This is a genomic window from Comamonas kerstersii (assembly GCF_002056725.1).
GTDB lineage: Bacteria > Pseudomonadota > Gammaproteobacteria > Burkholderiales > Burkholderiaceae_C > Comamonas > Comamonas kerstersii.
In genome coordinates, this window is record NZ_CP020121.1 from 1 (window position 1) to 22458 (window position 22458).

General features: G+C 61.5%; 17 protein-coding genes and 1 pseudogene. 14 read left to right on the plus strand and 4 right to left on the minus strand.

The annotated features are described in order from the left end of the window. Positions 1–44 precede the first annotated feature (44 nt). The 4 genes and pseudogenes from B5M06_RS00005 to B5M06_RS17620 all read left to right on the plus strand — a co-directional run bounded on the left by B5M06_RS00005 (position 45) and on the right by B5M06_RS17620 (position 4400). Positions 45–993: pseudogene (locus B5M06_RS00005) on the plus strand (sulfurtransferase). Between the two features lie 125 nt (positions 994–1118). Beyond that, the gene (locus B5M06_RS00010) at positions 1119–2216 is read left to right on the plus strand and encodes a YeeE/YedE family protein (protein WP_054066993.1); all 1098 of its coding nucleotides are present in this window, start codon (positions 1119–1121) and stop codon (positions 2214–2216) included. Between the two features lie 18 nt (positions 2217–2234). Continuing rightward, positions 2235–2402 (plus strand): hypothetical protein, encoded by a 168-nt coding sequence (locus tag B5M06_RS17210; protein WP_205245376.1) that lies wholly within the window; start codon positions 2235–2237, stop codon positions 2400–2402. A 345-nt stretch (positions 2403–2747) separates the two neighbouring features. Next, positions 2748–4400: a methyl-accepting chemotaxis protein gene (locus B5M06_RS17620; RefSeq protein ID WP_080025119.1), complete on the plus strand. Its 1653-nt coding sequence runs from the start codon at positions 2748–2750 to the stop codon at positions 4398–4400. Positions 4401–4495: 95 nt separating this feature from the next. Here the strand turns inward: B5M06_RS17620 and B5M06_RS00020 are convergent, their stop codons facing one another. Continuing rightward, a complete protein-coding gene (locus B5M06_RS00020) occupies positions 4496–6022 on the minus strand; it encodes a tripartite tricarboxylate transporter permease (RefSeq protein WP_054067032.1) in 1527 nt (508 codons plus the stop codon). Then, positions 6013–6561: a tripartite tricarboxylate transporter TctB family protein gene (locus tag B5M06_RS00025; RefSeq protein WP_054066992.1), complete on the minus strand. Its 549-nt coding sequence runs from the start codon at positions 6559–6561 to the stop codon at positions 6013–6015. Before B5M06_RS00025 ends, B5M06_RS00020 begins: the two co-directional genes overlap by 10 nt. A 198-nt stretch (positions 6562–6759) precedes the next feature. Here B5M06_RS00025 and B5M06_RS00030 point away from each other — a divergent pair, with 198 nt between their 5' ends. Beyond that, entirely contained in the window at positions 6760–7194 is a 435-nt protein-coding gene (locus B5M06_RS00030) for an RNA-binding S4 domain-containing protein (RefSeq protein ID WP_054066991.1), read from the plus strand. A gap of 181 nt (positions 7195–7375) precedes the next feature. Then, positions 7376–8116: a DNA/RNA non-specific endonuclease gene (locus B5M06_RS00035; RefSeq protein ID WP_420809987.1), complete on the plus strand. Its 741-nt coding sequence runs from the start codon at positions 7376–7378 to the stop codon at positions 8114–8116. 34 nt (positions 8117–8150) lie between these two features. On the opposite strand, the gene murI is transcribed toward B5M06_RS00035, so the two are convergent. Both murI and B5M06_RS00045 read right to left on the minus strand, forming a co-directional pair. After that, the gene (gene murI / locus B5M06_RS00040; RefSeq protein ID WP_054066990.1) at positions 8151–9035 is read right to left on the minus strand and encodes a glutamate racemase; all 885 of its coding nucleotides are present in this window, start codon (positions 9033–9035) and stop codon (positions 8151–8153) included. Between the two features lie 156 nt (positions 9036–9191). Continuing rightward, the gene (locus tag B5M06_RS00045) at positions 9192–9875 is read right to left on the minus strand and encodes a c-type cytochrome (protein WP_077344648.1); all 684 of its coding nucleotides are present in this window, start codon (positions 9873–9875) and stop codon (positions 9192–9194) included. Positions 9876–10163: 288 nt separating this feature from the next. Between B5M06_RS00045 and B5M06_RS00050 the strand changes: the two genes are divergently transcribed. The 8 genes from B5M06_RS00050 to B5M06_RS00085 all read left to right on the plus strand — a co-directional run bounded on the left by B5M06_RS00050 (position 10164) and on the right by B5M06_RS00085 (position 22451). Further along, on the plus strand, positions 10164–11795 hold the full coding sequence (locus B5M06_RS00050) for a methyl-accepting chemotaxis protein (protein WP_162777442.1): 1632 nt from the start codon (positions 10164–10166) through the stop codon (positions 11793–11795). 69 nt (positions 11796–11864) lie between these two features. Next, positions 11865–13115, plus strand: a complete 1251-nt coding sequence (locus B5M06_RS00055) for a nitrate regulatory protein (protein WP_054066987.1) — start codon at positions 11865–11867, stop codon at positions 13113–13115. A 169-nt stretch (positions 13116–13284) separates the two neighbouring features. Continuing rightward, positions 13285–14562, plus strand: a complete 1278-nt coding sequence (locus B5M06_RS00060; RefSeq protein ID WP_054066986.1) for a CmpA/NrtA family ABC transporter substrate-binding protein — start codon at positions 13285–13287, stop codon at positions 14560–14562. An 11-nt stretch (positions 14563–14573) separates the two neighbouring features. Further along, positions 14574–15515 (plus strand): nitrate ABC transporter permease, encoded by a 942-nt coding sequence (ntrB, locus tag B5M06_RS00065; protein ID WP_054066985.1) that lies wholly within the window; start codon positions 14574–14576, stop codon positions 15513–15515. Then, positions 15512–16312 carry an ABC transporter ATP-binding protein gene (locus B5M06_RS00070; protein ID WP_054066984.1) on the plus strand — a complete coding sequence of 267 codons (801 nt, stop codon included), beginning with the start codon at positions 15512–15514 and terminating at the stop codon, positions 16310–16312. Before ntrB ends, B5M06_RS00070 begins: the two co-directional genes overlap by 4 nt. Before the next feature lie 323 nt (positions 16313–16635). After that, positions 16636–19128 carry a nitrite reductase large subunit NirB gene (nirB, locus tag B5M06_RS00075; protein ID WP_054066983.1) on the plus strand — a complete coding sequence of 831 codons (2493 nt, stop codon included), beginning with the start codon at positions 16636–16638 and terminating at the stop codon, positions 19126–19128. Positions 19129–19154: 26 nt separating this feature from the next. Further along, a complete protein-coding gene (gene nirD, locus B5M06_RS00080; protein ID WP_054067030.1) occupies positions 19155–19556 on the plus strand; it encodes a nitrite reductase small subunit NirD in 402 nt (133 codons plus the stop codon). Positions 19557–19583: 27 nt separating this feature from the next. Then, positions 19584–22451: a nitrate reductase gene (locus B5M06_RS00085; protein WP_054066982.1), complete on the plus strand. Its 2868-nt coding sequence runs from the start codon at positions 19584–19586 to the stop codon at positions 22449–22451. Positions 22452–22458 lie beyond the last annotated feature (7 nt).

Genomic DNA, 22458 nt, shown 5'->3' on the forward strand with positions numbered 1-22458 from the left:
TGGCCACGCTGTGGCTTGCAACTGCGTTTGAACGGCTGCCTTTCATGAAACACCGACCTCTTATTGCCATCGCTCTGACATGGGGCATCAGTGGCTGGGCATTTGCCGCCCCGCCGCTGCTGTCGCCCACCGAGCTTTCTGCCCTGCTGGACCAGCCACAGGTGCGCGTCATTGACATTCGCCCGCCGAAGGACTTTGCGGCCAACCATATTCCGGGAGCCGTGAATGCCCCGTATGGCAAATGGCGCGGCCCTGCCACCAATCCCGGTGAGCTGCCTGACCATGACAAGCTGGTCGCGCTGGTGCAGTCCCTGGGCCTGACGCCTGAGACCCATGCCGTCGTCGTTTCGCATGGCAAGGACACCACCGACTTTGGCGCCATGGCGCGCGTGTACTGGACGCTCAAGTCGCTGGGACTGAAGGAGCTGTCCATCCTCAACGGCGGCCTCAAGGAGTGGGAAGCTGCCAAGCTGCCTTACTCCAACGTCGCCATCCAGGTCGCGCCCAGCACCTATGCGCCCACGTTTGACGCCAGCTGGCTGTCGACCCGTGAAGAAATTTCCCAGAGCCTCAAGCTGAGCAACGCCCGTGCTGGTGGACTCGCGCCCTGATGCTTTCTACCAGGGCAAGACACAGGCGCCTGCCGCCAAGCTCGCAGGCACCCTGCCCGGCGCGGTGCAGCTGGATTTCAACCAGTGGTTCGAGCCCAAGACCAGCCGCTTTGTTGATGCAGACAAGGCCCAGGAAATTGCCGCCAGGATCCATGTGCCTGAAGGCCAGAATGCCGTGGCCTTCTGCAACACCGGCCACTGGGCCGCGACCGACTGGTTTGGCCTGAGCGAAGTGGCAGGCATTCCCAATGTGAAGCTGTACGCTGGCTCCATGGTGGACTGGACGCAGCAGCCGGACTTTCCTGCCATGCAGAACATGCCAGGCCGCGGTGAGCAGCTGATGCGCGCTACCAAGCAATGGTGGGAACGCAAGTTCAACTAACAACAAAAAAAGAGAGCTGTCAGCGCTTGTATTTATTGGGTTTCACATAGAAATCTATTGGAAACCTAGATATTTCAAGCGCTAGCCGCTCCTGATTTAGTATCAATAAGAGAGGTTGCCTTCCCATGAAGCGATTACCTTTGGCCATTCTGATGGCCTTGTTCTTTGGCTGGCTGCTGTGGTCAGTCTCCGTGCGCCAGGCCGCGCTGTTTGCCGTTGGCATCGGTCTGGGTGGCGTGCTGGCCAGCCGCCGCTTTGGCTTTACCACGGGCTGGCGCATGCTGGTGGAAGACAAAGACCCCTCCGGCGTCTTTGGCCAGCTGCTGTTGCTGGCGCTGGCGGCTTGCATGGCCATGCCGCTGCTGGGCTACTTTCCTGAACTGACCGCCGCCCTTGGCCCACCCAGCGTGAGCCTGATTGTGGGCGCCTTTATCTTCGGCCTGTGCATGCAGATTGCCGACGGCTGCGGCAGCGGCACGCTGTACAAGGCCGGTCTGGGCATTCCCATGAACGCCGCCGTGCTGCCCGTGTTTGCCATTGGCAGCTTTCTGGGCAGCGTGCATCTGGGCTGGTGGCTCGATCTCGGCCGCACTCAGCCCGTAGGCCTGGTGTCTGAATGGGGCTGGGATGTGGCCCTTGCCGCCACGCTGGCCGGTCTGGCGCTGGTGGCCGCAGGCATCAGCTTTTACTGCAAGCGCTACCACCTGAAGGCAGGCCGCCAGCCCAAGCCCATGTTCGTGCGCAAGTGGATCGTGGGCGCTGTGCTGCTGGCCATCTTTGCCACGTTGAACCTGGTGATTGCCGGCCAGCCCTGGGGCGTGGTCTATGGCTTTGGTCTGTGGGCCGCAAAAATTGCCAACACCACTGGCCTGATGGATCTGTCCACCAACTGGTTCTGGAGCCAGCCCGGCAATGCCGCACGCCTGCATGAGACCGTGCTGCTGGATGTAACCAGCATCACCAATATCGGCATTCTGGCGGGTGCCCTGTGGGTCAGCGCTTCCTCACCAGACTGCGGCAAGGCCCTGACCGGCAAGCAGTGGATCGTTGTGCTGATCGCCGGCCTGGTGCTGGGCTACAGCTCGCGCCTGGCCTTTGGCTGCAATGTGGGCGCCATGTTCTCGGGCATTTCCACGGGTTCCATCCACGGCTGGATCTGGGTGCCACTGGCCTTCGCAGGCACCATCTTTGGTCTGCGCATTCGCCGCCACTTTGGTCTGTAAAGGAAAGGACGCACAGCCATGAAACAAACTGTCGTACTGCGCACCGCGTTCTGGGTGATTTTGCTGGCCTTTCTGGCCTGGGACTTTCACACCTCCAAGCCCGTCGATCTGCGCTTTGAAGCGCCGCTGATCGCCGCAGGCTCGGGCGTGGCAGTCCAGGGCGGCCATTGCTCCATGCCGGACTGAGCCCCTCCTCGCACTACACAGCCCCTGGTCACCCCAGGGGCTTTTTTGTGTCCAGCGTGCAGGGCATGGGCCCACCTCAAAACGCAATTGGGAAATGTTCACTTCGCAGTACGCGATGCATATCGGCGCTTTTACCCACCAATTGCCTCCGTGTGCCACCACTTGTTGGCAAATTACGCGCACAGGCATTCATCAGCATGCAAGAGGCCCTGCCATTCAGTCTCGTCCAAAAAGTAACAATCTGCCACAATTTGTGTCGATTTCATTTGGTGATTCAGCTTCGACCATCCGACTGTGCTAGGAGCACAGCCCGTCGTTCTGGAGCAAGCAGGAAAAAAGGAAGAGATGCAAACGATAAAAAACCTCAGTATCCGGGCCAAGCTATGGCTGCTGGTGGCCTCGTTACTGGTGCTGACACTGGCCACCTCCATCACGCTGATGCTGGAACTCAACAGCGCCAACCAGCGCATGGCCAGCATCTATAACAACCGCGTGATGCCCATGCAGCAGCTCAAGCTGATTGCCGATGCCTACGGCATCAAGCTGGTGGAAACCACGAACAAGGTCTACAACCAGCAAATCCTGGCTGAATCCGGCAAGGACACGCTGACACAGGCGCGCAATGACGCGCAGGCTGCCTGGAACGCCTATATGCAGACCCAACTCACTGCTGAGGAAAAAGCGCTGGCTGACCGTGTCAACACCTTGCTGGAAGCCATTTCTCCGCGCATTGATGATGTGCTGCGCCTCTTTGAGCGCGATGACCACGAAGGTCTGGGTTCCTTCATCGAATACCGGCTTTTCCCCAGCGTGAGCCCGCTCGCCGCGAGTCTGCAGCAGCTGTCTGCCATGCAGGAGCAGCTGGCGCTGCAGGCCTATGAAGAAGCACAGGCCGCCAGCACCCGTACCATGATGCTGGCAGCAGTGACCGTTGCTATCTTGCTGGTACTGACCCTCATCAGCGCCAGCCTCATCATCCGCACCATCACCCGCAACCTGGACAGCGCCGTGCAGGTGGCCGAGACCGTGGCACAGGGCGATCTGCGCTCGCACATTGAAGTCACCTCCAAGGACGAGCTGGGCCGCCTGATGCTGGCGCTCAAGGGCATGAACAACAACCTGCTGAGCATTGTCGGCCGCATCCGCGAAAGCAGCGAGTCCATTGCCACCGGGGCCACCCAGATCTCGACCGGTAACAACGACCTGTCGCAGCGCACCGAAGAGCAGGCCAGCAACCTGCAGCAGACTGCGGCCAGCATGGAAGAGCTGGCTTCTACCGTGCGTCGCAACACCGACAACGCCCAGCAGGCCACCACCCTGGCCCGCAATGCTGCACACACTGCCAGCCAGGGCGGCGAGGCCATGGAGCAGGTCACACAGACCATGGAAACCATTTCTGCCAGCTCGCGCAAGATTGCCGACATCATCGGCGTGATTGATGGCATTGCCTTCCAGACCAACATCCTGGCGCTCAATGCTGCGGTGGAAGCCGCACGTGCGGGTGAGCAGGGCCGCGGCTTTGCCGTGGTCGCTGGCGAAGTGCGTGCTCTGGCAGGTCGCAGTGCCGAGGCAGCCAAGGAAATCAAGCTGCTGATCCAGCAAAGCGTCAGCCAGGTCAACGAAGGCACGACCCTGGTCGAAGCCACGGGCAAGACCATTGGCGACGTGGTGCAGCAGGTCCAGAGCGTGGCCGCCCTGATTCAGGAAATCAGCAACGCCAGCCAGGAGCAAAGCCAGGGTACCGGCCAGGTCAGCGATGCGATTGCCCAGCTCGACCAGGTCACCCAGCAAAACGCCGCACTGGTGGAAGAAAGCGCTGCCGCCGCCAACAGCCTGAGCTATCAGGCTGCCGAGCTGAACCGCCTGGTAGCCACTTTCAAGACCGGCAGTGAAAGCCAGCTGCAGGCTCCCCGACTGGCTCCCGCAGCTGCTGCACAGGCTGCACCTCGCAGCCATGCACTGGCATCCAGCCAGCAGGAGCCCATGCTGATCGAATAAGCGCTGCTCCGCACACCAGCGGCTCACCCTAAGCAAAAGGCCCTGGCGCAATGCCAGGGCCTTTTGTTTTTCTTGGGATCTGAACGCAAGCTGCGCTACACATTCCGCTTCTGACCGCGCGCCTGCGCCATGCGGCGTCTGGCCCAGCCTTTGAGCAGTGCTGGCGCGGCAATCAAAGCTACCACCGCGATCAGCAACGCCAGAGCCAGGGGGCGCTGCACAAAGATGGCCCAGCTGCCATGGCCCACAGCCAGCGCCTGGCGCAGCTGCACCTCGGCCAGTGGCCCCAGTGCCACGCCAATTACCAGCGGGGTGACAGGAAAGTCAAAGCGTCGCATGACCACGCCCAGCAGCCCCAGGCCATACAGCAGGCACAGATCGCCCACACTCTGGCGCATGCCATAGACCCCGGCTGTCGCCAGCACCAGCATGGCCGCATGCAGGTGTGGGCGGGGAATGCGCAGCAGCGGCGTCCACATGCGCACCAGCGGCATGTTCAGCACCCACAGCATGAGGTTGCTGATAAACAGCGAGCCCATCAGCACCCACACCAGCCAGTAGCCATTGCTGAACCACTGCGGCCCAGGCTGCATGCCGTAGTTCTGAAAGGCACCCAGCATCACAGCCGTGGCATTGCTGGTGGGAATGCCCATGACCAGCAGCGGAATCAAGGCCGCCGTCACCGTGGCATTGTTCGCAGCTTCCGGCCCGGCCACGCCTTCAATCGCACCCTCACGCCCAAACTCCCTGCGGCGCGGCTCGGAGGCCATATAGCGCTCCGAGGCATAGCTCACATACGTGGGCATATCCACGCCGCCCAGCGGTACACAGCCAAACGGCAGGCCAATGGCCGTACCGCGCAGCCAGGGCCGCCAGGAGCGCTTCCAGTCCTCGCGCGACATGCGTACACGCCCTACGGTGTTGAGCGTGTAGCGCACACGCCCTTCAAACATGGCTGCATGCAGCACCTCGGCCACGACCAGCAGGCCAACAGCTACCAGCACCATGTCAATGCCGTCGTACAGCAGCGGCAGCCCGCCTGTGAGCCGCTCCGTGCCGCCCACGGTTTCATGGCCGATGCAGGCCAGCGCAATGCCTGCGCACAGCGCCGTCACTCCACGCAGCGTGCTCTTGCCGATGGCGGCGCTCACCGCACCCAGTGCCATCACCATGAGCATGAAGATCTCTGCAGGCCCCAGCTTGCTCGCAATACCTGCCACCCAGGGCGCGGCCCAGACCACAAACAAGGCCGCCAGTGTGCCCGCAACCAGCGAACCCACCGCCGCCGTAGCCAGCGCCACCCCGGCACGGCCATTGAGCGCCATGCGCTTGCCCTCCATGGCTGTGACCATGCTGGCTGTCTCGCCCGGAGCGTTAAAAAGAATGGAGGTGGTCGAGCCGCCATACATGCCGCCACAGGCCACAGCAATAAAGAAGATGAAGGCCTGGGTCACATCCACATGAAACGTCATGGGCAGCAGCAGCGCCATGGCTGCCGACGCACCAAAGCCCGGCAGCACGCCCATCACCGTGCCCAGCACACAGCCTGCCAGTGCCCATGCCAAGTTCTGCACGGTACAGGCCAGCACCAGCCCCTGCCACAATGCCTGCATCACATCCATGGCAGCCACCCCGCTGGCAGGCTCACGCCCAGCACCCGTACAAACAGCACATACACCAGCGCCGCCAGCACCAGCCCCACCAGTACATCGGTCAGCACGCGCCTGCCGCGCAAGGGCAGATCAGGCTGTGCTGCGCGGCGCAGCCCCTGCAGAGCCAGCACGTAGCAAAGCGCTGCCGCCAGCACAAAACCGCTGTGGCGTATCAGCAGTGCACCCAGCAACATGCCTGCGCTCACCCACACCCAGGGTGTGATCTGCAGCTGCCCCTGCCCGGCAGACGCCGCCATGTTGCGCCAGCCCCCATGCCTTGCGTCCCACACCAGCCAGCCGCCACACAACAGCAATGCTGCAGCGCACAGCGTGGGCAGCAAAGCTGCACCACCATCGTTTTGCGCCGTCTGCGCAGGAATCCGCCATGCCCCCCATGCCAGCGCCAGTGCGGCCAGCACAATAGCGCCCCCCGCGCCCATCTGCCAGGCATGGCATGTCTGTCTTTCCATGGCTGTCTCGTTGTCTTGCTTGATGTTCTGTTCCGTCATCGCATGCTTTCCTGTGATTGCGTCACTGCGGCAGACAGGACACAGGCTGCCACCTGTGACCGTTGGTCATTCTGCGCAGGATCAAGGGCAGGCTGCCGCATCTTCCCGTTCATCGGTAGGGCTGCAGACAGTAAAAACCCGCAGCAGCATGCATATTCCTTCGCAGCAGAAGTTGCTACATCCGGGAAAATCACGGCCATGAGTGAAATTTCTTCCATGCGCCTGGACAAGTGGCTGTGGGCTGCACGCTTTTACAAGACGCGCAGTCTTGCGGTTGAACAAATCAGCAAGAACCGCGTGACCGTGAACGCCATGGCAGCCAAGGCTTCGCGTGAAATCCGTGTAGGCGACACCATTGCCCTGCGTCAGGGTGATGTACCCAAGACCGTCAAGGTACTGGGCCTGAGCAATATGCGCGGCCCAGCCCCCGTGGCTCAGCAGCTGTACGCCGAAACGCAGGAGAGCATGGCCGAGCGTGCACGCCTGGCCGAGCAGCGCCGCCTGGCCCCTGAGCCAGCCGCCAGCATTGCCACCCAGCACACTGGCCGCCCTACCAAACGCGACCGGCGCAGCATCGAGCGCGTACGCCAGGACTGGGGCGATCGCTGGAGCGCCAGCTGGGACGGCAATTGAGCCGCTGTCCAGACAAGGCCCAAAAACCATTCATCGGAACCTTTTGTCAAAACCTGCTCCAATCCCTTGCTATTGATTTGTGAACAACAGCCGCATAGGCTGCAAGGGATTTGCCGTGATTTCTCAGAAGTTTTCAGCACGCAGTGCACGTGCTGCCTTGGGTGCCCTTTTGGGCATCACCCTGCTCAGCGCCTGCTTGGGCAACAGTTCGAGCTCTCAGGCCAGTACCCCCGCCACACCCGCAGCACGCGCTGCAACCAGTGACAGCTTCAAGAGCTGCCGCCAGTTCTTTGCCGCCGGCCAGCCGCCTATCATCCATACCCAGTCCAAACTGCGTGACCTGTGCTATGACGCCTTTGCCATCATGCACAACGGCAATACACGCACGCCCATGTATGTGGCGCAGCGCATGAACCGCGCACTGGTAGCCGATGCGGACGAAAAGCGCACCAACAAGTTCTTTGCAGACGCCCGTCTGCCTCGTGCCGAGCGTGCAGAACTGAGCGACTACAGGAACTCCGGTTACTCACGTGGCCACATGGCACCTGCTGCAGACATGCCCACCGCACAGGCCATGGCACAGAGCTTTTCGCTGGCCAATATGGTGCCCCAGTCCATGAAGCAGAACAGCGGCCCCTGGGCACGCATTGAAAAAGACACGCGCAGCTACGCCAGCCGCGCCAAGGGCGATGTCTACATCATCACCGGCCCCGTGTTTGACCAGAAGCCCAGCACTGTGGGCGACAACAAGGTGGCTGTGCCCAGCTATCTGTACAAGCTGGTCTATGACGCCAGCACCAACCGCGCCTGGGCACACTGGCAGCCCAACCGCGACGATGCACGTGTGAGCAAGCCCATCAGCTATGCCGAGCTGGTCAAGCGCACCGGCATTGAATTTCTGCCCGGCGTCCAGCCCCATTAAATTTCAAGCAAAAATATCCGCTAGCGCTTATCTATCAAGCGCTGGCAGCTATGGGTTTTGAATCTACCTGCACTTGCACGCAGCGGCTGGCAGGCACATCCAGCCAACGCGCAGCAGCGGCCTGCAGCGCACTGAGCTGCCCGGTGGTCATAAGCTGTATCTGCTGCGCCCCAGCCAGCGCCGCCGGGTCACGGTCTGCAGGCTCTGCACGCAGCGTCTGCGCCTTGTTCAGCAGGCGGCGCGTCTGGCGTGCAACGGCTGCGCCGGTATCAATCAGCTGCACATCCGGCCCCACCAGGGCGCGCAGCTGTGGCTTGGCAAACACATAGTGGGTGCAGCCCAGCACCAGCGTGTCCATCTCTCCAGTCTTCAAGCCAAATTGGCCTAAAGCGCTGATATAGCGGGCGCAAAGCGCTTGTACTTCCATAGCGCCATCTTCGGCCTGCGTACTCAGCTCAATCGCTCGTGCCAGGCCATCGCAGGCCTGTGCATGAAACTGCGTGTGCTGCCCATGCTCGTGCAGCAGCTTGTGAAAGCGGCGGCTTTCCACCGTGCCCCGTGTTGCCATCACCCCCACATGGTGCGTCTGGCTGGAAAGGGATGCGGGCTTGATCGCGGGCTCCACCCCGATCATGGGCAGATCCGGCAGGGCCGCACGCAGCGACTCCACCGCCGCAGCCGTGGCCGTATTGCAGGCAATCACCAGCGCCTTGATGCCATGCCGGGCACGCAGATGGTGGGCAATCGCATGCGTGCGCGCCTGCACAAAGGCATCGCCACGCTCGCCATAGGGCGCATGGCCGCTGTCTGCCAGATAGACAAAGTGCTCCTGCGGTAATTCATGGCGCAGCGCCTGCAGCACGCTCAGGCCACCAATACCGCTGTCAAAAACACCAATGGGCGCAGCTGCCAAGGTCATGATGTGAAAAAAGTCCGGAAGTCCACACAATAAGCCGCCAAGTATGCGCCTGCGCAGCCCATGGGCGAAGGCTGCAGACAACAAACCCCTGCAGGCCTGGGCCTTGCAGGGGCTCGTGACATACGCAAGCTCGCAGTCAACGCCGCGAACACCACCCTAGGGCATGGTTTCAAGATAGGTGGCCACCGCTGCAATGTCCTGGTCCGTCATGGCCTTGGTCACGAATGCCATGTTCGGGTCAGAGCGCACGGTGCTGCCATCGCGGTAGCGCTTGAGCGTCATGTCCACATAACCGTAATGCTGGCCAGCAATGCGCGGCAGGCGCTCATTGCCATGACCGTCGGCAGCGTGGCAGTTGATGCAGATGCGCCCATAGTAAGCCTTGCCTCGGGCGTACAGTTCCTGGTCTGCAGGCTGACGCACAGGCAGTTTTTCCTTCTCGTAGAACAGCACCATGCCCACCATCTCATCGCGGTTCATGGCCTTGAGAATACCTTCCATGAAAGCGTTCTTGCGCTCACCCTGCGAGAACTGGCGAATCTGTTCCACCAGATACGCCGGGTTCTGCCCCTCCAGATAAGGCACTTCCAGAAACTCGCGGCTTTTCTGTGGTCCGTGGCAGTTGGCACACACTGCTGCGACTTTCTTGCCGAGGCTGTACAGCCGCTGACCCAGTTCCGGGTTGCCCTGGGCCTCCTGCAAACGCGCCTGCAGCGCTGCCTGGGTGATAGGTTGCTTGGAGTTGCTGCCAGCCATGGACCATGGTGCAACCAGCGACAACGCGGCAATCAATGCGGTTTTCAGGCACAGATGCCGTGGAACACAAAAGCGCAAATGCATGGGTCGTTCAAAGCAAGAGGTGTAGGACAAAACCTCACCATTATCAATACATCTTCTTGCGATTCCAGCCCCTGTCTGCAGCTTCAACAAAGCTTGATCCAACAACTTGTCAAAGCGCAAAAAACACGCTCAATCAGCCTCGGACTAACCCTCAATACACGTATGCACCAATACGCTTTTACTTACGTTTGGTTTCAACTAGGGTTTCGCACGATCGTTCGTTTTTGAAAAGCGCCTGGCTGGTCCGCTCGACCAGCGCCGCATTGGAAGGTCATGGTGAACCGCCGCATGAAACACATCAGCGTGACAAAAAAACTCTGGCTCAGCGTAGTCTGCATCGTTCTGGGGGCCATCATCATCGTGGGCCATGCAGGCTATAACTCCGCCAGCCACCAGCAAAAGTTCAACCAGCAGGACAGCCTGCTGTCACAACGACTGGATCAGGCCGCACAGTGGAGCGCACTGGCCCAGGTCAACACCGTGCGCACACAGGCTGCACTGGCCAGCGGCAGCGCCGAGGATGCCCGTCGCTTTGAAGCTCAGATGGCACAGACCCAGTCCACGCTGCAGACGCTGATTCAGCAGCTCACCACCACCAGCCTCGACGCTGAGCAGCAGGCCACGGTGCAGCTGCTGGCCCAGCAGCGCCAGCAGCTGCAAAGCCTGGGTGCACAGGCGCTGCAACTGAAAGCGCAGGGGCACAGCCTGCAGCTGCAGGATCTGCGTCAGCGCTATGACCAGGCCGCACAGGCCTACATCCAGGCACTGCAGCAGTTTGTGAGTCAGCAGGCCGAGCAGCTGGCGCAGATGCGCTCTGACATGGGCGCCGCACGCCAGGGCGTAGTGCGTGCCGCTGCCATCAACATGGTGTTTCTGCTGCTGGGCATTGCCGTGGGTGCCTATCTGCTGATCAACAGCATCCGCCGCTCGCTGCAGCAGGCCAACCAGATGGCCGAACAGATTGCCAGTGGTGATCTGAACATCACGCACCAGAGCACACGGCGTGACGAATTCGGTCAGCTGCTGCAGTCGCTGCAGCACATGAGGCAGTCTCTGTCGCGCATGATCGAAGACGTGCGCCACAGCAGTGAAGCCATTCACCTGGCCAGCGATGAAATCGCCTCGGGCAACCAGGACCTTTCACAGCGCACTGAAATCACCTCCAGCCACCTGCAGCAGGCCGCAGCTGCCATGGTGCAGCTGACCCAGACCCTGCAGGACACTGCCCACAGCGCCCAGCAGGCGGCAGAGATGGCACAGCAGGCCTGCGGCGTAGCCCAGCATGGCGGCACCGTCGTGCATGACGTGGTCCAGACTATGACCGACATCCACCAGCGCAGCCAGAAGATTGCCGACATCATCGGCGTGATCGACGGCATTGCCTTCCAAACCAACATCCTGGCGCTGAACGCTGCCGTAGAGGCTGCGCGTGCAGGCGATCAGGGCCGTGGCTTTGCCGTGGTCGCTGCCGAAGTGCGCTCCCTGGCTCAGCGCAGTGCACAGGCCGCCAAGGAAATCAAGGCGCTGATTCAGGCCTCCGTAGACCGCATTGCCGATGGTGCACAGCTGGCGCAGGACGCAGGCAGCACCATGACCGAAGTGGTACAGGCCATCCAGCATGTCACCCAGGTCATGGAAAACATCAACCACCATGCGGCTGAACAGCGTGACGGCGTAGCGCAGGTCAATGAAGCCGTGGGCTCACTCGACCAGATGACACAGCAAAACGCCGCCCTGGTCGAAGAAAGCGCCGCGGCTGCCCACAGCCTGCGCGCCCAGTCGGAGCATCTGCGTGCACTGGTGCAGCGTTTCAAGGTGCAGCATGAAGCAGCGCAACCTACAGAGTCACTGCAACGCATACCAGCATCATTGGGCAGCGCGGGTCAGCCCACCCAGCAAGCCGCTGCGCTCACGGTCTGAGCGCCTGTCTGGTGCTCTACGGCATAAAAATTGCACCACAGCGGGGAATCACCATTCCCAAGCCCCGCCATGGATACTGCTCTGCACTTTCTGACCGCTGCACGCCAGTGTGAAATCAATGAACTGCAACAGCTGCTGCGCACCAGCAGCTTTGTTCGGACACTTGCCGAACTGATCCATGCCCTGCAAAAGGAAAGAGGCCTGTCCAGCATCTGGCTGGCCAGCCAAGGCAGTCGTGCTGCGCAATCCTTGCAGGCGCAGCGTATATCCAGCGATCAGGCCATTGCCACCGTGCGCGACATGCTGCATACGCTCGATGTCTCCAGTCTTTCGGGTGGGCAAGGTGCTCGCCTGTGCAGCGATATTGCCTATGTATTGCAAGGCATTGAGGCGCTGCCTGCGCTGCGCCAGCACGTCACGCAGCAGCGCCTGAGCGTCAACGACTCGACACAAGCCTATGCACGCCTGATTGCAGGCTTGCTGGCGGTCGTGTTTGAAGCCGCAGACAGCGCCACTTACCCCAGCATCTCTCGCCTGCTGGTGGCCATGTTCCACTTCATGCAGGGCAAGGAGCTGGCAGGTCAGGAGCGTGCCACCGGCGCAGCAGCCTTTAGCGCTGGGCGCAGCGACAGCGAGCGCCAGCAGCACTGGCTGCATTTGATTGAGTCGCAGGAACGCTGCTTTCAGGTGTTCGCGGAATGCGCGCCTGCCGATCTGATCCTTGAGTGGAATCAGCTCGTCGTCATGGGCCCTGACCAGATCACCATTGAACGTCTCAGACGGATTGGCTGTACAGCCATAGCCAGCGCGCCACTGCCACGTGATCTCAGCGAAGTGTGGTTTGAAGCATGCACCCACGTCATGGATGGCATGCACCAGATTGAATCGAAACTGGCTCAAACGCTGGTTCAGGAATGTACGGCCCACCTGCACAGTGCGCAGCAAGCGCTGAAGCAGCCAGCCCAGCTCACACAGCCGAGCACGGAAGATGTATGGCCTGAATTCTTTGCCCAAGCCTCCAGGCACTCATGGGATGCACAGCTCACAACCCAGTTCAAAGCCTCCGTGCTACAGGTCGTTCAGGAACAGTCACAACGCCTGCAGACCATGCGCACTGAGCTGGAAGCTGTCCGGCAGGCCCTGAATGAGCGCAAAGTCGTGGAACGCGCCAAGGGCATGCTGATGACGCAGCAAAACCTCAGCGAGAGCCAGGCCCACAAGCTGCTTCGCCAGACTGCGATGACACAGAACCGCCGCATTGTGGACGTCGCCCAGTCTGTACTGTCGATGGCTGAACTGCTGAATCTGCGCGAAACATAAACTGGCACGCTTCGTGCATACAGATGCAACGAATCCCGGCCAACGGCGGTCTGGAGACAGTACATCAAGGACAACGGCGTCCCATCCCCTGCTCTGGCAGGCCGGATCGGGACGCCGTTTGTTTTCTACCTCTTATGCGTTCTTAGTTCAGCCTCGAAGGAGCAGTACCATGGCACAACACCCCTCTGCCAACCCCATTGCGCAAACTGCGACCAATCCCTCCCGCCGCCGCTTTCTGAGCCAATCGTCCAGCATGGCTGCTGGCGCCCTGCTCTACACACAGCTGGGCCACCATGGTGCCTGGGCAGCAGGATCTGACGCCCCTGAAAAAAAGGAAGTCAAGATCGGATTCATTCCGCTGACAGACTGCGCCAGCGTCGTCATGGCCTCCGTGCTGGGCTTTGACCAGAAATACGGCGTCAAGATCATTCCCACCAAGGAAGCCAGCTGGGCCGGTGTGCGCGACAAACTCAGCAATGGCGATCTGGACATGGCCCATGTGCTCTATGGTCTGGTCTATGGCCTGCAGCTGGGCGTTGGCGGCGCGAAAAAGGACATGGCCGTTCTGATGACGCTCAACAACAATGGCCAGGCCATCAGCCTCTCCAAGAAACTGGCAGACAAAGGTGCTGTGGATGCCGCCAGCCTGGCCCAGCTCATGGCCAAGGAAAAGCGCGATTACACCTTTGCCCAGACCTTCCCCACCGGCACACACGCCATGTGGCTGTACTACTGGCTGGCCAGCGCAGGCATCAACCCGTTCAAAGATGCGAAGGTCATCACCGTCCCGCCTCCACAGATGGTGGCCAATATGCGCGTGGGCAACATGGATGGCTTCTGCGTGGGCGAACCCTGGAACCACCGCGCCATCATGGACAAGATTGGCATCACCGCAGTGACCTCTCAGGACATCTGGCAGGACCACCCAGAAAAGGTGCTGGGCACCACGGCCGACTTCGTCAAACAGAACCCCAACACCGCGCGCGCCGTGATGATGGCGATTCTCGAAGCCAGCCAGTGGATTGACGCCAGCCTGCAGAACAAGGTCAAGATGGCCGAAACCATTGCCGACAAGTCCTACGTCAACACCAACGTAGACGCCATCAACCAGCGCATTCTGGGTCGCTACCAGAACGGCCTGGGCAAGACCTGGGACGACGCCAACCACATGAAGTTCTTCAACGATGGCAGCGTGAACTTCCCCTATCTGTCGGATGGCATGTGGTTCCTCACCCAGCACAAGCGCTGGGGCTTGCTCAAGGAGCACCCTGACTATCTTGCCGTGGCCCAGCAGATCAACCAGATTGATCTGTACAAGCAGGCGGCCTCACAGCTGAACATTGCCGTGCCCAAGAACGTCATGCGCAGCAGCAAACTCATTGACGGCAAGGTCTGGGACGGCAGCAATCCCGCCCAGTACGCCGACAGCTTTGCCATCAAGGTTTAAGGAGCACTTCCATGGTCAGTGCCGTTTTCCACACCCCAGCGCCTGCTGCATCAAGCGCACCGCCTGCGAGCAGCGCCACCCCATCTACGCCCACGCTGGATCACAGCGCAAGCGCTGCTGCCCCTGCTACTGCGGCCAGCGCAACACATGCAAAAGCCCCTGTGGCACAGACGGCTCGCAAACTCGCCAGCGCAGCTTTTCCGCCTTTGCTGGGTTTTGTGCTGCTGATTGGCATGTGGTCGCTGATTTCCAGCTCCACCGACGGAGCCATCCCTACCCCACTGGCGACCTGGCAGCAGGCCATCACGGTGTTCAGTGATCCGTTCTACCGCAATGGCCCTAATGACCAGGGCATCGGCTGGAATGTGCTGTCTTCACTGCAGCGTGTGGCCATGGGCTTTGGTCTGGCGGCACTGGTCGGCATTCCGCTGGGCTTTGTGATTGGGCGCTTTGCGTTTCTCTCGCGCATGTGCAACCCCATCATTGGCCTGCTGCGCCCTGTCTCCCCCCTGGCCTGGCTGCCCATCGGTCTGCTGGTCTTTCAGGGTGCCAACCCTGCCGCCATCTGGACCATCTTCATCTGCTCCATCTGGCCCATGGTCATCAACACGGCCGTTGGCGTACAGCGCGTACCGCAGGACTACATGAACGTAGCCCGAGTGCTCAACCTCTCCGAATGGAAGATCGCCACCACCATCCTGTTCCCAGCCGTGCTGCCCTATCTGCTGACCGGTGTGCGTCTGGCCGTGGGCACCGCCTGGCTGGTGATCGTGGCAGCCGAGATGCTGACTGGCGGCGTAGGCATTGGCTTCTGGGTCTGGGACGAATGGAACAACCTGAACGTGACCAACATCATCATCGCCATCTTTGTCATCGGCGTAGTCGGTCTGATGCTGGAGTGGGCGCTGGTCAAACTGGCGTCAGCCTTTACATATGAAGAGGTGAAGTCATGAGCGATAAATTCATCGAGATCCAGAACGTCGCACAGACCTTCCAGACCAGCAAGGGCCTGTTCCCTGCGCTGCGCGACATCAACCTCAGCATTACCAAGGGCGAGTTTGTCAGCCTCATCGGCCACTCGGGCTGCGGCAAGTCCACCCTGCTCAACCTGATTGCAGGCCTGACCACACCCACAGCAGGCGTGCTGCTGTGTGCCAATCGTGAAATCAAAGGCCCCGGCCCGGAACGCGCCGTGGTGTTCCAGAACCACTCGCTGCTGCCCTGGCTGACCTGCCACGCCAACGTCTATCTGGCTGTGGAGCGCGTGTTTGGCAAGCATGAAAGCAAGGCTCAGCTCAAGGCCCGCACCGATGCGGCCCTGGAACTGGTGGGCCTGAGCCATGCAGCCAGCAAACGCCCCGGTGAAATCTCCGGCGGCATGAAGCAGCGCGTAGGCATTGCCCGTGCGCTGTCCATGGAGCCACAGGTGCTGCTCATGGACGAACCCTTTGGTGCACTGGATGCCCTCACCCGCGCCAAGCTGCAGGACGAACTGCTGGAAATCGTGGCCCGCACGCAGAGCACTGTGGTCATGGTCACGCACGATGTGGATGAAGCCGTGCTGCTGTCCGACAAGATCGTGATGATGACCAACGGCCCTGCCGCCACCATTGGTGAAGTGCTGCCCGTCCCCCTGCCCCGTCCACGCGACCGCGTGGCCCTGGCTGAAGATGCGGAATACCAGCGCTGCCGCAAGGCAGTGATCGACTTTCTCTACACCCGCCAGAAGCACGTGGAAAAAGCGGCCTGATCACACAAAACCGCTACCAACCAGCCACCAGCCCTGTGCAGGTGGCTTTTTTCATGTGCGGCACATTTCGCCATGCACACCTTGGTGCACATGCACCATCAAAGTGCAGCAAGGCAGCGAGCGCTCCCAGCTGCAGGCATCCACAAGGGCCGCTCTGCCTGGCACAGCTTTTGCAACAAACAGCACGCAGCCAAAGCTGGCTGCAGGGTTGAGGTGCAACGACGGACCAGAACCCAAGACAAAGGCGTCTTTCCTCGCGGCCATGCTGCGCAGGGAATGGCGCCTTTTTTGTTTCCTAGTCCAACACACGCACGAGGGTCGTAATGAAAAAGTTCAAACTGGTCTTGGTTGGTAACGGCATGGCCGGAATCCGCACGCTCGAAGAGCTGCTCAAGATTGCCCCCGAGCACTATGAGATCACCGTCTTCGGTGCCGAACCCCACCCCAACTACAACCGCATCCTGCTCTCACCCGTACTGGCTGGAGAGCAGACGCTGGAAGAAATCGTACTCAACGACTGGAACTGGTACCACGACAACGGCATCACGCTGCATGCGGGCTACCAGGTCACGGAAATCAACCTCATCCAGCGCACAGTGACTGCCACAAACAAAGAAGGCCAGACCATCACGGCCGCTTACGACCGCCTGGTGCTGGCCACGGGATCGAACCCTTTCATACTGCCTGTGCCCGGCGCTGATCTGGATGGTGTTATCGGCTACCGCGACATTGCAGACACGCAGGCCATGATTGATGCTGCCGAGCGTTACACACAGGCTGTGGTCATCGGCGGCGGCCTGCTGGGCCTGGAAGCCGCCAACGGACTGAGCAAGCGCGGCATGCAGGTCTCGGTCGTGCATGTGAACGACTGGCTCATGGAACGCCAGTTGGACGACGTCGCCGGCAAGATGCTGCAGCAGTCTCTGCAAGCGCGTGGCCTGAACTTTCTGATGCAGGCCCACACGCAGGAACTGCTGGGTGATGCCAATGGCCGCGTACGCGCCGTGCGCTTCAAGGACGGCCGCGAAGTACCTGCCCAGCTGGTGGTCATGGCCGTAGGCATTCGCCCCAACACCGCACTGGCGCAAAGCGCCCACCTGCATGTGGACCGCGGCATTGTGGTCAGTGACACCATGCAGACCGTAACCGACCCGCGTATCTACGCCGTAGGGGAATGTGCCAACCACCGCGGTATTGCCTATGGCCTGGTTGCTCCCCTGTTCGAGCAGGCCAAGGTGCTGGCCAACCACCTGGCGGAGTGGGGCATTGCGCGCTACACGGGCTCGCTCACTTCCACCAAGCTCAAGGTCACAGGCATAGATCTGTTTTCTGCAGGCAACTTCCAGGGCGATGCAGATACCGAAACCATCGTGCTGCGTGACCCGTTTGCCCCCGGCGGCGGCATCTACAAAAAGCTGGTGCTCAAGGACAACAAGCTGGTGGGCGCCTGCCTGTATGGCGACACCGTCGATGGCAGCTGGTACTTCAAGCTGCTGCGGGAAGGCCGCTCGGTGGCAGACATCCGTGACCGCCTGATCTTTGGTGAATCCAATATCGGTGACAGCGGCCACCAGGGCCACAACAAGGCCTCCAGCATGCAGGACAGTGACGAGGTCTGCGGCTGCAATGGCGTCACCAAGGGCACTATCTGCAAGGCCATCAAGGAAAAAGGGCTGTTCACACTGGAAGACGTGCGCAAGCACACCAAGGCCAGTGCCAGCTGCGGCTCCTGCACGGGGCTGGTTGAACAAATCATCATGTTCACCGCCGGGGGCGACTACTCCGCAGCCCCCAAGACCAAGGCCATCTGCGGCTGCACCAGCCATGGACACCAGGCTGTGCGCGATGCCATTCGTGACCAGCACCTGCTGCGTATCAGCGATGTGTTTGCCGCGCTGGACTGGCAAACCCCCAACGGCTGCCCAACTTGCCGCCCCGCCATCAACTACTACCTGATCTCCACCTGGCCGAAAGAGGCCCAGGATGACCCGCAAAGCCGGCTGATCAACGAGCGCTCCCACGCCAACATCCAGAAAGACGGCACGTATAGCGTGATTCCTCGCATGTGGGCCGGAGAGACCAATGCCGACGAGCTACGCCGCATTGCAGACGTGGTGGACAAGTACCAGATTCCCACCGTTAAAGTCACAGGCGGCCAGCGCGTGGACCTGCTGGGCGTCAAAAAGGAAGATCTGGTGAATGTGTGGCGTGATCTGGGCATGCCCAGCGGCCACGGCTATGCCAAGGCGCTGCGCACCGTCAAGACCTGCGTGGGCAGCGAATGGTGCCGCATGGGCACGCAAGACAGCACCCAGATGGGCAAAGACCTGGAGCACGCCATGTGGCGCATGTATGCCCCGCACAAGGTCAAGTTCGCCGTCAGCGGCTGCCCGCGCAACTGTGCCGAGGCTGGTATCAAGGACGTGGGCATCATCGGCGTAGACAGCGGCTGGGAGATGGTCATTGGCGGCAATGGCGGTATCAAGACCGAGGTGGCCCAGTTCTTCACCAAGCTCAAGACCGCCGAGGAAGTGCTGGAGTACACGGGGGCCTTCATGCAGCTGTACCGCCTGGAAGGCTGGTATCTGGAGCGCACCGTGCACTTCCTGGAGCGCGTGGGCATGGACTATGTGAAGCAGCGCATTCTGGAAGACCACGCCGGACGCAAGGCACTGTGGGAGCAGCTGCAGTTTGCGCTCGATGGCGAGCCTGACCCCTGGTTTGAATTCAGCAAGGCCGCCGTCGATACGCGCCAGTTTGACCGCGTCATTCCCATCCAGGTGGCAGCACCTGCCCCCACCTCTGTGACTGCCTGAACCCATTGCTTGAAAAGGAATTTCCCATGACAACCTGGCAACTGATTTGCGCTGTGGACGACATCCCCGTACTCGGTGCACGCCGTGTAGCACGTGCCCAAGGTCTTGACGTCGCGGTATTTCGCAACGCCAGCCACGAAGTCTTTGCACTGCTGGACCGCTGCCCGCACAAGGGCGGCCCACTCTCCCAGGGCCTGGTGTTTGGTCGCAGTGTGGCCTGCCCGCTGCACAACTGGACGATTGCACTCGACAACGGCCACGCGGCCGCACCTGACGAAGGCTGCACCCCCAGCTTTCAGGTCAAAGTAGAGGAAGGACAGGTCTATCTGGATGCCGAAGAACTCGCCACCGTTGCGCTGGACCTGACACGCCCCATCGCTGGCCCCGCCCAGCGCTGCTCCGGCCAGCGCTGCTCCAGCATGGCCTGACGGCATAGCACCACAAAGGATGCGCCCATGACCTCTACCACAACCCGTTCTACCTGCCCCTACTGCGGTGTCGGCTGCGGCGTGCTGATTGAAAGTGATGGGCAACGCATCACCGGTGTACGTGGCGACCCTGAGCACCCAGCCAACTACGGGCGTCTGTGCACCAAAGGCAGCACGCTGCACCTGAGCAGCGACCCTGTGCTGGCACAGCAGACGCGGCTGCTGCAGCCCATGCAGCGCCTGCAGCGTGGCGCTACACCTGAGCCCATCAGCTGGGACAGTGTCATCGAACTTGTTGCCACACGCATGGCCGACATCGTGCGCCAGCATGGTCCGGATGCGGTTGGCATCTACGGCAGCGGCCAGCTGCTGACCGAGGATTACTACGTGTTCAACAAGCTCACCAAAGGGCTGCTGGGCACCAACAATATCGATACCAACTCACGCCTGTGCATGAGCAGCGCTGTGGCGGGCTACAAGAGCACCCTGGGTGCGGATGCACCGCCTGCCTGCTACGAGGATGTGCAGCATGCGCAGTGCCTGTTCATCGTCGGCAGCAATGCTGCCTGGGCCCATCCCGTGCTGTTTCGCCGCATTGAAGATGCACGCGTGGCCAACCCGCAGCTCAAGATCATCGTCGCCGATCCGCGCCGCACTGAGACAGCGGAAATGGCCGACCTGTACCTGCCCCTGCAGCCCGGCACCGATGTGCTGCTGTTTCACGGCATGCTGCACATCATGCTCTGGGAAGGCTGGATAGACCACGACTACATCGCCCAGCACACCACCGGCTTCGCCGACCTGAAGCAGCTGGTTCGCGACGCCACGCCCGAGAAAGTGGCGCGCACCTGCGGCATTGCCCCAGCCGATCTGCACCAGGCCGCACGCTGGTTTGCACTCGGCGGTGATGCAGAGACCGCTGCGCAGCGGCAGCCCACCCTGAGTCTGTACTGCCAGGGCCTGAACCAGAGCAGCCAGGGCACAGCCAAGAATGCGGCACTCATCAACCTGCACCTGGCCACGGGACAAATAGGCCGCGCCGGGGCCGGGCCGTTTTCGCTCACCGGCCAGCCCAATGCCATGGGCGGGCGTGAGGTAGGCGGAATGTCCAACCTGCTCAGCGCGCACCGCGACATGGGCAATCCTGCGCACCGCGCTGAAGTAGCCGCGCACTGGGGCGTGGACGAGGTGCCCGCCACACCCGGCAAGAGCGCTGTCGAAATGTTTGAAGCTGCAGCCCAGGGCCAGATCAAGCTGCTGTGGATTGTGTGCACCAACCCGGCCCACAGCATGCCTGACCAGCAACTGGTGCGCCGCGCCCTGGAAGCCGCCGAGCTGGTCATCGTGCAGGATGCTTTTGCCACCACCGCCACGGCAGGCTTTGCAGACCTACTGCTGCCTGCCACGACCTGGGGGGAAAAACTCGGCACCGTCACCAATAGCGAACGCTGTATCTCCCGCGTACGTGCTGCCCTGCCCCCGCTCGGTGAAGCACGCCACGACTGGCAGATTGCCGTGCAGATTGCCCAGCGCCTCGAAGCCTTGCTGCGCCCCGGCCAGCCCACGCTCTTCCCCTATGACACAGAGCAGCCCGCTGCCAGTGCACAAGCCATCTGGGAAGAACACCGCGAAAGCACCCGTGGCCGTGATCTGGACATTACCGGCCTGTCCTGGGAACTGCTGGAACAGCGTGGCCCACAGCAATGGCCCTACCCCGCCGGGGCCACACAGGGACAGCCTCGTCTGTATGCCAACGGTATCTTTCCCACACCCGATGGCCGTGCGCGCTTTGCAGCCCAGGCTTACCAGCCCGTAGCAAAAGCCCGCAGCGCACACCACCCATTCAGCCTGACCACGGGCCGCCTGCGCGACCACTGGCATGGCATGAGCCGTACCGGCCAGGTGGCACGCCTGTTTGCCCATGTGCCTGAGCCACAGCTGCACATGCACCCGCAGGACATGGAACGCCGCCGTCTGCAGACAGGCCAGCTAGTACGCATCGAAAGCCGCTATGGCACGCTGATTGCCCCCGTGCAGGCCGATGCCACACTGGGCCTGTCCCAGCTCTACCTGCCCATGCACTGGGGCAGCGAATATCTGAGTGGTCATGACGCACAGGGGCAGCCTGTTGCTGGCGTCAATCAGCTGACCACCCCTGTGTTCTGCGCCCAGTCCAAACAGCCTGAACTCAAACATGTCCCTGTGCGCGTGGACGCGCTCACTCTGCCCTGGCAAATGGTGGCTGCGGCGTGGCTGCCTGCCGATGAAGTGCTGGCCGTGCGCCAGCAACTGGCCGCACTGATGCCCGCTTTTGCCTTTGCCTGCTGCGTGCCTTTTGGCAGTGCAGGCACTTTGCAGGACGCAGCCGCAGCGCGCAGCGGTGTGCTGCTGCGTGCAGCCAGCGACCGTGCACCAGATGCCGCGCTGCTGCAGCGGATGGCACACCTGCTGCATCTGGAAGGCGACAACCTGCTGCACTATGCAGACCCACACCGCAGCCACAGCCGCACACTGCTGCTGCGCCGTGGCGAGCAGGCCGCCATCCATCTGGAGGCCATGCTGCTGTGCGGGGATGCCAGCGCTGCCACCTCCTTGCTGCCACTGCTGCAGGCCCAGCAAGCCCTGCCCTTCACCAGCCAGCAACTGCTGCACCCCGATATGCAGGCAGCGCCTGCAGCAGTTGCACGCCAGGTGGTCTGCAGCTGCTGGGGGGTGGATGCCACAGCCATCCGTGCGCAGCTCTCTGTCTGCCATGGCAGCGACACCGACCGCCTGCACCAGCTGCAAGACCAGCTACGCTGCGGCACGCAATGTGGCTCCTGCCTGCCCACATTGCGCCAGCTGGTGCAGCAGACACCGGCGGCAGTGCGAGTACCTGAGACAGCACCACTTTGAGCAAGGA

Bases quoted from the DNA above. Each gene is read 5' to 3' on its own strand.
- B5M06_RS00010 (WP_054066993.1), top strand. From the start codon at position 1,119: ATGAAGCGATTACCTTTGGCCATTCTGATGGCCTTGTTCTTTGGCTGG.
- B5M06_RS17210 (WP_205245376.1), top strand. From the start codon at position 2,235: ATGAAACAAACTGTCGTACTGCGCACCGCGTTCTGGGTGATTTTGCTG.
- B5M06_RS17620 (WP_080025119.1), top strand. From the start codon at position 2,748: ATGCAAACGATAAAAAACCTCAGTATCCGGGCCAAGCTATGGCTGCTG.
- B5M06_RS00020 (WP_054067032.1), bottom strand. From the start codon at position 6,022: ATGGATGTGATGCAGGCATTGTGGCAGGGGCTGGTGCTGGCCTGTACC.
- B5M06_RS00025 (WP_054066992.1), bottom strand. From the start codon at position 6,561: ATGACGGAACAGAACATCAAGCAAGACAACGAGACAGCCATGGAAAGA.
- B5M06_RS00030 (WP_054066991.1), top strand. From the start codon at position 6,760: ATGAGTGAAATTTCTTCCATGCGCCTGGACAAGTGGCTGTGGGCTGCA.
- murI (WP_054066990.1), bottom strand. From the start codon at position 9,035: ATGACCTTGGCAGCTGCGCCCATTGGTGTTTTTGACAGCGGTATTGGT.
- B5M06_RS00045 (WP_077344648.1), bottom strand. From the start codon at position 9,875: ATGCATTTGCGCTTTTGTGTTCCACGGCATCTGTGCCTGAAAACCGCA.
- B5M06_RS00050 (WP_162777442.1), top strand. From the start codon at position 10,164: ATGAAACACATCAGCGTGACAAAAAAACTCTGGCTCAGCGTAGTCTGC.
- B5M06_RS00055 (WP_054066987.1), top strand. From the start codon at position 11,865: ATGGATACTGCTCTGCACTTTCTGACCGCTGCACGCCAGTGTGAAATC.
- B5M06_RS00060 (WP_054066986.1), top strand. From the start codon at position 13,285: ATGGCACAACACCCCTCTGCCAACCCCATTGCGCAAACTGCGACCAAT.
- ntrB (WP_054066985.1), top strand. From the start codon at position 14,574: ATGGTCAGTGCCGTTTTCCACACCCCAGCGCCTGCTGCATCAAGCGCA.
- B5M06_RS00070 (WP_054066984.1), top strand. From the start codon at position 15,512: ATGAGCGATAAATTCATCGAGATCCAGAACGTCGCACAGACCTTCCAG.
- nirB (WP_054066983.1), top strand. From the start codon at position 16,636: ATGAAAAAGTTCAAACTGGTCTTGGTTGGTAACGGCATGGCCGGAATC.
- nirD (WP_054067030.1), top strand. From the start codon at position 19,155: ATGACAACCTGGCAACTGATTTGCGCTGTGGACGACATCCCCGTACTC.
- B5M06_RS00085 (WP_054066982.1), top strand. From the start codon at position 19,584: ATGACCTCTACCACAACCCGTTCTACCTGCCCCTACTGCGGTGTCGGC.